This is a genomic window from Acinetobacter lwoffii (genome assembly GCF_022809915.1).
Taxonomy (GTDB): Bacteria; Pseudomonadota; Gammaproteobacteria; order Pseudomonadales; family Moraxellaceae; genus Acinetobacter; species Acinetobacter lwoffii_M.
On the sequence record NZ_JALGQY010000009.1, the window covers coordinates 95,525 to 107,513 of the forward strand.

At 42.0% G+C, this 11,989-nt stretch carries 11 protein-coding genes; 9 read left to right on the plus strand and 2 right to left on the minus strand.

Going from position 1 to position 11,989, the window contains the following annotated elements; all coding sequences use genetic code 11:
- Window positions 1–298: 298 nt before the first annotated feature.
- Window positions 299–2,179 carry a tRNA uridine-5-carboxymethylaminomethyl(34) synthesis enzyme MnmG gene (gene mnmG, locus MTX11_RS06775; RefSeq protein WP_243474697.1) on the minus strand — a complete coding sequence of 627 codons (1,881 nt, stop codon included), beginning with the start codon at window positions 2,177–2,179 and terminating at the stop codon, window positions 299–301.
- A 254-nt stretch (window positions 2,180–2,433) separates the two neighbouring features.
- Here mnmG and MTX11_RS06780 point away from each other — a divergent pair, with 254 nt between their 5' ends.
- The 9 genes from MTX11_RS06780 (at window position 2,434) to MTX11_RS06820 (ending at window position 11,422) form a co-directional block, all read left to right on the plus strand.
- The gene (locus tag MTX11_RS06780) at window positions 2,434–2,901 is read left to right on the plus strand and encodes a hypothetical protein (RefSeq protein WP_004279893.1); all 468 of its coding nucleotides are present in this window, start codon (window positions 2,434–2,436) and stop codon (window positions 2,899–2,901) included.
- A gap of 144 nt (window positions 2,902–3,045) precedes the next feature.
- Complete coding sequence (locus MTX11_RS06785; RefSeq protein ID WP_243474698.1) at window positions 3,046–3,933, plus strand: bile acid:sodium symporter family protein; 888 nt, start codon at window positions 3,046–3,048, stop codon at window positions 3,931–3,933.
- 87 nt (window positions 3,934–4,020) lie between these two features.
- A complete protein-coding gene (locus MTX11_RS06790) occupies window positions 4,021–4,908 on the plus strand; it encodes a bile acid:sodium symporter family protein (protein WP_243474699.1) in 888 nt (295 codons plus the stop codon).
- A gap of 131 nt (window positions 4,909–5,039) precedes the next feature.
- Window positions 5,040–5,945, plus strand: coding sequence for a 50S ribosomal protein L11 methyltransferase (prmA, locus tag MTX11_RS06795; RefSeq protein WP_243474700.1), 906 nt, complete (start codon window positions 5,040–5,042; stop codon window positions 5,943–5,945).
- A gap of 15 nt (window positions 5,946–5,960) precedes the next feature.
- Window positions 5,961–6,836 carry a DUF3426 domain-containing protein gene (locus MTX11_RS06800; protein ID WP_243474701.1) on the plus strand — a complete coding sequence of 292 codons (876 nt, stop codon included), beginning with the start codon at window positions 5,961–5,963 and terminating at the stop codon, window positions 6,834–6,836.
- A 398-nt stretch (window positions 6,837–7,234) separates the two neighbouring features.
- Window positions 7,235–7,504, plus strand: coding sequence for a DNA-binding transcriptional regulator Fis (gene fis / locus MTX11_RS06805; RefSeq protein WP_001086304.1), 270 nt, complete (start codon window positions 7,235–7,237; stop codon window positions 7,502–7,504).
- Between the two features lie 95 nt (window positions 7,505–7,599).
- The gene (gene purH, locus MTX11_RS06810) at window positions 7,600–9,174 is read left to right on the plus strand and encodes a bifunctional phosphoribosylaminoimidazolecarboxamide formyltransferase/IMP cyclohydrolase (RefSeq protein ID WP_004646700.1); all 1,575 of its coding nucleotides are present in this window, start codon (window positions 7,600–7,602) and stop codon (window positions 9,172–9,174) included.
- Between the two features lie 127 nt (window positions 9,175–9,301).
- Window positions 9,302–10,585 (plus strand): phosphoribosylamine--glycine ligase, encoded by a 1,284-nt coding sequence (purD, locus tag MTX11_RS06815; protein ID WP_243474702.1) that lies wholly within the window; start codon window positions 9,302–9,304, stop codon window positions 10,583–10,585.
- 465 nt (window positions 10,586–11,050) lie between these two features.
- On the plus strand, window positions 11,051–11,422 hold the full coding sequence (locus MTX11_RS06820) for a DUF4145 domain-containing protein (protein WP_243474703.1): 372 nt from the start codon (window positions 11,051–11,053) through the stop codon (window positions 11,420–11,422).
- On the opposite strand, the gene MTX11_RS06825 is transcribed toward MTX11_RS06820, so the two are convergent.
- A partial coding sequence (locus tag MTX11_RS06825) for an IS3 family transposase (protein ID WP_243474704.1) occupies window positions 11,382–11,989 on the minus strand: 608 nt, incomplete at its 5' end. The genes MTX11_RS06820 and MTX11_RS06825 overlap by 41 nt on opposite strands.

Below are 11,989 nucleotides of genomic sequence, written 5' to 3' on the forward strand. Positions count from 1 at the left end.
TAATTCACAAACCGTTTGATAGTGTGACGATCCGTTGCATTATTCTTAACCTAATCTTGATAGAGAAATAGCACGACAATAGTCGGGTTTAAGCACATCAGCATGTGTAAATATCATCTAAATTAGACCTAAAAGATTGTATTTATAGACATATTAAATCTTAATAATATTTATTATATATATTTATCAATGACTTAATTTAATAGTATTTATTTTTAATTCAACGATAGTCAAAACTTATACAAAACTACAAGCCGATAAAAAGCCCGCTTAACGCGGGCTTTTTTAGCTCAAAATCTTAAGCAGATTTCTTTGCTTGTGCATTCTTACGAATTGTAATCATCACCAGTTGAACTGCTGCAGGGGTTACACCTGGAATACGACTGGCTTGCGCCAATGTTTCAGGACGAACATCTTTCAGTTTCAGGGTAATTTCACGGGACAGACCTGACACGATGTCATAATCGAAATCCGCAGGAATACGGGTTTCTTCAAGACGTTTCATTTGTGCGACGTCTTCATGCTGACGATTAATATAACCCGCATATTTCACTGCAATTTCAATTTGCTCACCAACAAATGGTGATACTTCAGAATTGGTTAACTCTGCAATTTGAGCAAATGAAATGTTTGGACGTTTCAACAAATCAATCGCCGAACATTCTTTAGACAGGTCTGCACCGGTCATCTCAACGAACTTCTTACCCATTGGGTTATTTGGTGCGGCCCACAAGTGTTGCAAACGGCCTGTTTCTTTTTCCACTGCTTCCATTTTCTCACAGTACACTGCCCAACGCGCGTCATCCACCAGACCCATTTCACGACCAATAGCTGTTAAACGCTGATCTGCGTTATCTTCACGCAGCATCAAACGGTATTCGGCACGTGAGGTGAACATACGGTATGGTTCTTTGGTACCTAATGTGATCAGGTCATCGACCAGAACACCCAGGTATGCTTCATCACGTTTTGGCGTCCATTGCTCCTGATCCCAAGCACGGCGTGCAGCGTTCAAGCCTGCAAGCAAACCCTGCGCACCCGCTTCTTCATAACCGGTTGTGCCGTTGATTTGACCGGCGAAATACAAGTTATTAATTGCTTTGGTTTCAAGGGTAAATTTCAACGCTTGTGGGTTGAAGTAATCGTATTCAATGGCATAGCCCGGACGAAGAATGTGCGCATTTTCCATACCACGGATCGAGCGAACCAGTTCAAACTGAACGTCGAACGGTAAAGAAGTCGAAATACCATTTGGATAAAGCTCATGTGTATCCAAGCCTTCAGGCTCCAAGAAGACTTGGTGAGAATCTTTATCGGCAAAACGGTGAATTTTATCTTCAATCGATGGGCAGTAACGTGGACCCACACCTTCGATCACACCAGTGTACATTGGTGAACGGTCTAAACCGCCACGAATGATTTCATGCGTGCGTTCATTGGTATGCGTGATATAGCAATTTACCTGCTCAGGATGCATAGACACATCCCCCATGAATGACATGGTCGGAGATGGGAAATCACCCGGCTGTGGTGTCATCACAGAGAAATCCACTGAACGCGCGTCAATACGTGGTGGTGTACCTGTTTTTAAACGACCTACTGGCAAGTTTAATTCACGCAAACGATGTGCAAGTGAAATAGATGGCGGATCACCAGCACGACCACCGCTAGATTTCTCCAGACCAACGTGGATGACTCCACCTAAGAATGTACCTGCTGTCAGCACCACAGTTTTCGCATCAAAACGGATACCCATTTGGGTAACCACACCTTTAACGGTATCGCCTTCAACAATCAGGTCATCTGCGGCTTGCTGAAAAATATCAAGGTTTGCTTGGTTTTCTAATGTTTCGCGAATAGCCGCTTTATAACGTACACGGTCCGCCTGCGCACGTGTTGCACGTACTGCAGCACCTTTACGCGAGTTCAAAATACGGAATTGAATACCGCCTTTATCGGCAGCCAGTGCCATCGCACCGCCCAAGGCATCAATTTCACGCACCAAATGCGATTTACCAATACCACCGATGGCCGGGTTACAGCTCATCTGCCCTAAAGTCTCAATGTTATGAGTTAAGAGTAAAGTCTGTCGACCCATACGCGCTGCAGCCAGAGCCGCTTCCGTACCGGCGTGACCGCCACCGATAACAATGACATCGTATACTTTAGGATAATGCATAGTGGTAATTGAGAGATAAAAAAGAATAGCTGAGCATTATAGCAAATTTCACTCTAAAGTAGACAAATTCAGTTGAATTTATCCTGAGATAAATCGCACTTAACTCGCATAACAATAAAGCACTGTAATTTAACTTTGCAGAGGAACTATATAAATTAAACATATAAGCTGAGAAATTTACTCGATTTGCATTGTTTAATCTCGCGCATTTTTTAATCTATATGTTGGTTACATTACAAACAAAGGTATAAAAGATGAATAAGAATATTTTCCTCTCAACCGTTCTATGTGGTTTATGTTTTGCGCCATTTGCTGCATCAGCGAATGATAAGGTCGAAACCATTTATAATGCACAAAAGTACCAACAGGTTTGTAAAGGCAAATCCCAAGGTGCACAAGTCAGTTTTGCCTATCGCGGCATTATCTGGAATGGTACCTGTGAGCCGCAGTTTTTCGCTTCATCCAAAAATGCTTCAATCAAAGGCGATGAAGCCGAACTCATGAGTACCTGTAGCGGCAACAGTGGTGCGACTACTGCCACCATCAATGGTGCCGAAGTCAAAGGTAAATGTGCATTAGGCTTTATGCCACCACGCCCTCAGGGACAATCTCAGATGCAAAGCCAACCGATGCAGCCACATATGCAAAACCAGCCTATGCAGCATCAGATGAACCAGCCAGCACAGCCTGATTCACCAATGCAAGGCCAGCCAGGTATGTAGCCGATATATATCTAAATAGTTTAGATTTCAAGCGAAAGCTTTGACGGGCAAAGTGACTGCATTTTGCCCGTTTTTTATTGCTTATTTATTCATCTAGGCTAAACTGGAAATATACCTATAAATGTATAATAAAAAGGCAAATTCATGGATTCGGGGTTTTTTAGCGTTTTTTTGCCAATTACATTGGCAATTATGATGATGGGGCTGGGGCTAGAACTCACTATCAAAGATTTCCTGCGCTTAAGTCGCTATCCTAAAGTCATTTTTATTACTTTATTTGCGCAGTTAGTCCTATTACCCAGCGTTGCTTTTTTTATTTGTCTGATTTTGGACTTGCCCGCTTTGCTTGCTGTAGGTCTGATGTTGCTAGCCGCCTCACCTGGTGGCCCAACCGCGAACCTATTTAGCTACATATATAAAGGTGATGTGGCACTGAATATTACTCTAACCGCCATTAATACCATCATCTCTATTTTTACCCTGCCCTTTATTATCAATCTGTCCTTACACTACTTTATGAGTCATGACTCAAACGTGACTTTTCCAGTTGAAAAGATTATGCAGGTCTTTTTAATTACCTTGATTCCCGTGATCATGGGTATGCTGCTTCGGGCCAAATTTCCAAACCTGTCGATTACAGTCAGCAGGCCTATGCGCTTACTCTCTATCGGTTTTTTAGCCATATTGTTGATATTTGCCATTTTTAGAGAACGTTCGAATTTGGTCGAATACTTTGCCAGTATTGGTGCAGCAACTGCGATTTTATGTTTTTCCAGCCTGTTTATTGGCTATTGCATTCCCCTACTCATGGGCATTCCTGAGAAAATGGCACGCGCCTGTACTTTTGAAATCGGCATTCATAACACTGCCATTGCCCTGACGATTGCGATATCGGTCTTAAATAATGTCACGATGGCTATTCCTGCAGGCATTTATACAATTTTCATGTACAGTTTCGCCACCATTTTCGGTGTGCTGATTAGCCGCCAACAAGTGGTGTATAGCAATAAAAGTCGTTTATCAGATTTGTAATTTATTTGGCTGATTCTGCTATAAGGCTGTATGCTTTTCCAAAGAAAATCAGAAGTATTAAAACAATTTTCGACAAGGAGCATACAGATGGATTCTGGCCTTATAACGATATTACTGCCACTAGCACTTGCAATCATCATGATGGGGCTTGGTCTTGAACTAACGCCTCGGGACTTTAGCCGTGTCACTCGCCACCCCAAAGCCGTATTTATAGCATTGTTCTGCCAACTGGTTATTCTGGTTGGCATTGCCTTTTTGCTTTGCAAGCTATTCACTTTATCACCATTACTCTCGGTCGGGTTAATGCTCTTGGCGGCTTCGCCCGGGGGTGCAACGGCCAACCTGTTTAGCTACCTGTTTAAAGGTGACTTAGCCCTCAATATCACTTTGACTGCAATCAATTCAGTCATCGCAGCGATTACCTTACCTTTAATTATTAATTTTTCGATCATGCATTTTATGCAGGATAGCCAGCAAATCGGTTTGCAATTCGGCAAGATTTTGCAAGTCTTCGCGATCATCCTGATTCCGGTTGGGATCGGCATGTTGATTCGGCGCTATGCTCCAGGCGTGACAGCAAAATTGAATCGGCCGCTGCGGATTTTTTCCATTGGCTTTTTGGTGCTGATTATTCTTGCCACACTTATTAAAGAACGCACAAATATCGGTGAATATCTAACCCAGGTGGGTCTGGCCACTGCATTGTTCTGCATACTAAGTCTGAGTATTGGTTATCTGATTCCGCGACTACTGAATATTAATAGCGCTCAAGCCCGTGCCAGCGCATTTGAGATTGGCATTCATAACAGTACCCTCGCCATGACTATTGCCCTGACCGTGATTGGCAGTGCTGCTGTGGCAATGCCGGCTGCGGTTTATTCTATTTTTATGTATATTTTTGCTGCAATTTTTGGCAGCTTGTTGAATCGGCTTGCACCACTCCCGGCGCAAACACCCCTAACAAATCTGGATTAGACAACATCTGAAGATATTTAAAGGATGCCTCAGGCATCCTTTTTATTTTGGGAATGGATCAAGAAGATAGCAGCGTTGAGTCTGAACTTCCGTTACAATAGCTTTTTGAAAAATGTATAAAGGTTATTTCTGTGAAGTGGTTACAAATTCATATTACGGTTGAACAGGCTCAGGTTGATTTTACTGAGACATTACTCAGCTCGCTAGGCGCAGTGAGTGTGACTCTGGATGATGCTGAAAACCAGGATTTGCTGGAACCACTTCCAGGTGAAACACCACTCTGGAATAAAGTGATTGTGACCGGTATTTATGCGCAGGAAGAAGGCGAAGAAATCGATGTTGCCGCACTAGAAACCTTTATTCGTGCACAAATGCCAGATGCTCCGATCCGTCATGAACTGATTGAAGATCAGGCTTGGGAACGCACCTGGATGGATGCCTATGAGCCAATTCAGATTGCTGATAAATACTGGATCGTACCGGAGTGGATGGAAGCACCTGATGCCGATGCGGTAAATATCAAGCTTGATCCAGGTCTGGCTTTCGGAACAGGCAACCACGCTTCAACTTTCCTGTGCTTACAATGGCTGGGCAAGATTGATGTGAAAGATAAAATTGTTATCGATTATGGCTGTGGTTCAGGCATTCTCGCGGTAGCTGCACTCTTATTAGGTGCGAAAAAAGCATATGCCACTGATATCGATCCACAAGCTGTACTGGCGACTCAGCAAAATGCTGAACTGAATGGCGTACTGGACAAACTCTATGTCGGATTGCCAGAAGAATTTAGAGATGAGCTCGGTAATACCACAGCTGACGTATTTGTTGCCAATATTCTGGCAGCACCACTGATGATGCTGGCTCCTGAGTTCGCAACTTTAATTAAATCTGAGGGACAGTTCGCACTTGCTGGAGTTATCGAAGAGCAAGTTGCTGATGTTACTAGCATTTACTCAAATTATTTTGATATATTAGAGGTAGAAAAACGAGATGAGCACTGGTGCCGTATCTCGGGTAAACGCCATAAGAACGAATGAGCCTATAAATAATCCATGAGTGACAAAAGAACCCATTGCCCTACCTGTTCCACCACCTATAAGGTCACAGTTGCTCAACTCACCGTTGCGCAGGGTATGGTTTGCTGTCCCAAATGTACCACCTCATTTAATGCCTTATCGCATTTGGTGACCGAAACCCGGAATTCGGTCACCGTCTCAATGTCTCAGGCTCAGTCGAACTCCAGCGAATTCAGCAAAACTGATGCTCAAAATAACTCAGGTGTTTATCACACGGATCAGCAGCATCGTCATAGCCTGCTACAGATTTTTGACCAAAAAGTTGAACATTCCAATATTGATCTGGAAACCTATTTAAATAATCTGAATTATTTCAGTACCGAACCGATTTCAGTCCTACCGAGCATGAACTGGGAAGATCAGGCAGAAAAGCAGGCTAAGCGCGGGCCAATGTACTATATAGGCTGGAGTTTACTCAATCTGTCGCTGTTTAGCCTGCTGCTGTTTCAATTTTTTTGGTTCAATCCGCAATACATCAAAAACAGTCACGTCATGAGTCTGGCCTTTAACAGTGCCTGTGAAGTGTTTAATTGTTCCAATCTGGAAAAATACTACACACTAATTCAGGCCAATAAAGTCAAAATCAAGGCAACCGGTAATAATGAAGCTGAGTTTAGCGGTGAGCTGATCAACTTTCATGACCGTAGCCTAGCCTTACCGATTTTAAGAATCAATCTGAAACATCGCGGTGAAGTGATTGCAACTTATAACCTGTCCTCCGAAGAGTACCTGATTGAAAGTCTGGTCAATATTCAGCGTATCCCAAAAAACAGCCCGTTTAAATTCAAATTTAAGCTTCCAGTCGATCGTAAAAGCTTTGATCGCTATACTTTGGAAATAATTCGCCCCTAATCTGCTGAGAAAGCATTAAAAAATTAAAAAAAGTTAAAAAAAATGCAGTTTTCTTGCTCACTTTTGCTTAGACAATGGTATGATACGCGCCACGAAAGCTATGTGCTGCAACTCCTCGCGACTTTTTCACAACAAATACAGTCTTGCCTAATGCGCTATAAAATTTATTGCGTATCGTGCAGATTTTTTTGTTTTGATTTTGGTCAGTAACAAAACTTTAACTATTGTTACGCTTATTTTTCGACCAAATCGCAGAGATGTGTCAAGCTACAGGCTCAATGTAATGACTAAGTTTTAGAACTTCCGTTTTAGGATCTAAAATGGAGTTCATTTCAATTTCTAGACCACTTTTATATATCACTTTACCCAAGTGATATTTGTTTTTCGGATTAATTCGCATGAATAGCAAATCTCCTATTTTTACTGCACAATCTGATGTTGCTTTACGTATCCACGTAGATCGCGCAGTTCGCCACTATTTTGCACAACTGCAGGGCGAGCAACCATCTCAGGTATACGACATGGTGCTAGCAGAAATGGAGAAACCTCTTCTATCTGTAGTTCTAGAATATACACGTGGTAACCAAACACGTGCTGCCGAGATTCTCGGACTCAACCGTGGTACTTTACGTAAAAAGTTAAAAGCTCACGGTTTAATGAGTGAATAAATGATAAAATGCTTGCGGCTTCCGCAGGCATTTTTTTTAACCTGTAAATTGCTGATTTTGTTTTATTCTGTTCCTTGAAAACTGTGACGAAGATCATGACTATTAAACGCGCTTTAATCTCTGTGTCTGACAAGACTGGTATTGTTGAATTTGCACAAGAACTTGCTGCTCTAGGGGTAGAAATTTTATCTACAGGTGGTACCTACAAATTGTTGAAAGACAATAATGTGGCTGTAGTTGAAGTTTCGGAGCATACAGGTTTTCCAGAGATGATGGACGGCCGTGTAAAAACACTACATCCAAAAATTCATGGGGGTATCCTGGCTCGTCGTGGTCTAGACGAAGCTGTGATGGCTGAACACAACATTGATGCTATTGATTTAGTCGTTGTAAACCTTTATCCATTTGCTGCAACGGTAGCCAAACCAAACTGTTCACTTGCTGATGCTATCGAAAACATCGACATCGGTGGTCCTACCATGGTTCGTGCTGCAGCAAAAAACCATGCATCTGTAGGTATCATCGTAAATGCTTCTGACTATGCAACTGTCGTTGCCGAGCTTAAAGCTGAGGGTGCTTTATCTCATGCAACTCGTTTTGACCTAGCAGTAAAAGCATTTGAACATACTGCTCAATATGACGGCATGATCGCATCTTACTTAGGCGCTCGCGTAGGTAAAGAAGAAGGTCAGGCAGACAAATTTGCACGTACTTTCAATACTCAATTGAACAAAGTTCAAGACCTTCGTTACGGTGAGAACCCGCATCAAGCTGCTGCATTCTATGTAGAAGACACAGCGACTGAAGCTTCTGTTTCAACAGCGAAACAGCTTCAAGGTAAAGAACTCTCTTATAACAACATCGCAGATACTGATGCAGCACTTGAATGTGTGAAATCATTTGCGAAGCCTGCTTGTGTGATCGTTAAACACGCTAACCCATGTGGCGTTGCAGTATCTTTAGACGGTATTCAAGCAGCTTATGATCTTGCGTATGCAACAGATCCTGAATCTGCTTTCGGTGGCATCATTGCATTCAACCGTGAATTAGACGTTGCAACTGCACAAGCGATTGTAGATCGTCAATTCGTTGAAGTGATCATTGCACCGAGCGTTGCTGAAGGCGTTCTTGAAGTAACAGGCGCGAAGAAAAACGTACGCGTACTTGTATGTGGCGAACTTCCAGCAATCGATGCGCGTCAATCGCAACTTGACTACAAACGCGTAAACGGTGGTTTGTTAGTTCAAGATCAAGACTTGGGCATGATCACTAAAGATGATCTTAAAGTAGTCACCAAACGTGCGCCGACTGAACAAGAAATCGATGACATGATCTTCGCTTGGAAAGTAGCGAAATACGTAAAATCTAACGCGATTGTGTATGCTAAAAACCGTCAAACCATTGGTGTCGGCGCTGGCCAAATGAGCCGTGTAAACTCAGCTCGTATTGCTGCAATCAAAGCTGAACATGCTGGCTTAGTAGTTGAAGGTGCGGTAATGGCATCTGACGCATTCTTCCCATTCCGTGATGGTATTGATAACGCTGCGAAAGCGGGTATCAAATGCATTATCCAACCGGGTGGTTCTATGCGTGATGAAGAAACGATTGCTGCGGCTGACGAAGCTGGTATTGCAATGGTGTTCACTGGTATGCGTCACTTCCGTCACTAATTAATTTTAAATCCTCCCTAGCCCTCCTTAATAAAGGAGGGTTTTCTATATCATAGTAGAGCGAAGGGAGTCCCCCTTTTATCAAAGGGGGATTTAGGGGGATTCTATTTCAGAAGGATTTTTTTTAATGAATATTTTAGTTTTGGGTAATGGTGGTCGTGAACATGCACTTGCATGGAAAATCGCGCAAGATGATAAAGTCGCAAAAGTATTTGTAGCACCGGGTAATGCAGGTACTGCAACAGAAAATAAATGCGAAAATGTTGCCTTAAATATTTTAGACAATGCTGCGATTATCGACTTTGCAAAAAGCAATGCGGTTGATTTAGTGGTTGTTGGTCCTGAAGCACCACTTGTAAATGGTGTTGTAGATGCATGCCGTGAAGCTGGCGTTAAAATTTGGGGTCCAACTCAATTTGCTGCGCAGCTTGAAGGCTCTAAAGCATTCGCTAAACACTTCCTTAAACGCCATAACATTCCAACGGCTTTCTATGACGTATTTACTGAAGTAGATGCTGCGAAAGCATTTGTTGAGAAAAATGGTGCGCCAATCGTGATCAAGGCTGATGGTCTTGCTGCAGGTAAAGGCGTAATCGTTGCCATGACCAATCAAGAAGCATTTGCAGCAATTGATGACATGCTTGCAGGTAACAAGTTTGGCGATGCAGGTTCTCGCGTTGTGATCGAAGAATTCCTTGCGGGTGAAGAAGCATCTTTCATTTGTATGATTGATGGCGACAACATCTTGCCAATGGCAACATCGCAAGACCATAAGCGTATTTTTGAAGGCGACCAAGGTCCGAACACCGGCGGTATGGGTGCTTACTCTCCTGCACCTGTTGTGACTGCTGATGTGTTTGAAAAAACCATGAATGAAGTGATGCGTCCTACCGTTGAAGGTATGAAAAAAGACGGTCACGTTTACACTGGTTTCTTATACGCTGGCTTGATGATTGACGACAAAGGTCAACCAAAAGTAATCGAGTTTAACTGTCGTTTTGGTGACCCTGAAACTCAACCGATCATGATGCGTTTAAAATCATCTTTGGTGGATCTCGTTGAAGCTGGTATTGCAGGTAACTTACCTGCTGAAGCTGAATGGGATGAGCGCAAGACTGTTGGTATCGTTTTAGCATCAAAAGGCTACCCAGAAACTTCAAGCAATGGTGATGTGATTTCAGGCTTAGACACTGAAATGACTGATGCGAAAGTGTTCCATGCAGGTACTAAAGCCAATGAAAATGGCGATATCGTCACTGCTGGTGGTCGTGTACTTTGCGTGACTGCACTGGGTAATACCATTGGTGAAGCACAAGCAAAAGCTTTAGAACTTTGCCAAAAAGTAACGTTCAACGGCGTTCAATATCGTAAAGACATTGGTTACCGTGCGATTGCGCGTGAAAATGCTTAATTTTATTTAAGTATAAAAAACCCCGATTCTTTCGGGGTTTTTTTATTTGCTTATACAATCCACAGAACTATTCATACGCCTATAAATAATTTACTCTTTTGCACATCACTAAAATAAGAAGTTGAATATATGTATATTTGGAAATATTGCTGGGAATGTAAGCACGATACTCCACAAAATAGATTGAATTTAACAATCCATCCAAGAGTTATCGAAGGTTTTTCAAAAAATATAACGACTGATCAAGCAACCTCACTATGGACTTACAGCATTGATGCCTACCAGTTCACCCAATGTCAAAAATGTAATGCGCCATCATTACATTTAGACTCATTTCATGTAAAAGATATTGATGAGAACACTAGCCAAAAATGGGCTTCAATAAAATCTGATTTAGAGAACTTAGGGAAATGCGAATCTTATTAGATATCAAGTACGAGTTTTCCCAGATTCAACAAATCATTATTGCATGAAAAAAAATGGTCTTTCGATCTACCTAAAGATGATCTGTTGCTCTTCTTTGAAGTCATTTCAGCCTACGAAAAAGGATTATTTATTTTAGCTCTTTCAGGAATTCGAACTCTAATAGATAGATACTTAGTAAAAAAAGTAGGCGATATAGGAGGATTTGAAAGAAAGCTCAAAAAAATGTTAGAGGACAAACATATTAGTAAGACACAATATGAAATATTAAATACGATTATTGAGAGTGGAAATGCTTCTAACCATAGAGGCTTTAGACCTGAAGAGGAAATGGTAAAAACATTTTTAGACGTAGTCGAGGATATAATTGATCCTAGACAGTATCGTGGACAATCGATCCCTCTAAATTCTTGAAATATTTCTGTTCAAAGGCTTCTGGACTTAACCAGCCGTTTGCAGAATGCCTTCTGACCCGATTGTAATAAATCTCAATATAATCAAACAAGACCGCATTCGCCTCTTTTCGAGTCGAAAACACACTGCCATGTACCACATGACCTTTTAATGTATGAAAGAAGCTTTCAGTCACTGCATTATCCCAACAGTTTCCACGTCTAGACATACTCTGAGTACAATCATTTTTCAGTAACAGCGCTCTAAAATCACGACTACAGTACTGTGAGCCTTGGTCCGAATGAACCATAACACCAGTTGGATAACCCTGACGAGCCATTGCATAGTTAAACGTATCACACACCAACTGGCGGTCTATTCGATGGCTGGTTTGCCACCCCACGATACGACGGCTAAATAAATCTAGCATCACACATAAATACAACCAACCTTCTTTAGTGCGGATATAGGTAATGTCTGTTGTCCAGACTTTATTAGGCTGAGTAACTGTAAATTGGCGATCCAACAAGTTGGGTGCTGTAGGCAAACGATGGGTTGAATCAGTCGTATGCTTGTATTTACGCGCAA

Bases quoted from the DNA above. Each gene is read 5' to 3' on its own strand.
- mnmG (WP_243474697.1), bottom strand. From the start codon at position 2,179: ATGCATTATCCTAAAGTATACGATGTCATTGTTATCGGTGGCGGTCAC.
- MTX11_RS06780 (WP_004279893.1), top strand. From the start codon at position 2,434: ATGAATAAGAATATTTTCCTCTCAACCGTTCTATGTGGTTTATGTTTT.
- MTX11_RS06785 (WP_243474698.1), top strand. From the start codon at position 3,046: ATGGATTCGGGGTTTTTTAGCGTTTTTTTGCCAATTACATTGGCAATT.
- MTX11_RS06790 (WP_243474699.1), top strand. From the start codon at position 4,021: ATGGATTCTGGCCTTATAACGATATTACTGCCACTAGCACTTGCAATC.
- MTX11_RS06800 (WP_243474701.1), top strand. From the start codon at position 5,961: ATGAGTGACAAAAGAACCCATTGCCCTACCTGTTCCACCACCTATAAG.
- fis (WP_001086304.1), top strand. From the start codon at position 7,235: ATGAATAGCAAATCTCCTATTTTTACTGCACAATCTGATGTTGCTTTA.
- purH (WP_004646700.1), top strand. From the start codon at position 7,600: ATGACTATTAAACGCGCTTTAATCTCTGTGTCTGACAAGACTGGTATT.
- purD (WP_243474702.1), top strand. From the start codon at position 9,302: ATGAATATTTTAGTTTTGGGTAATGGTGGTCGTGAACATGCACTTGCA.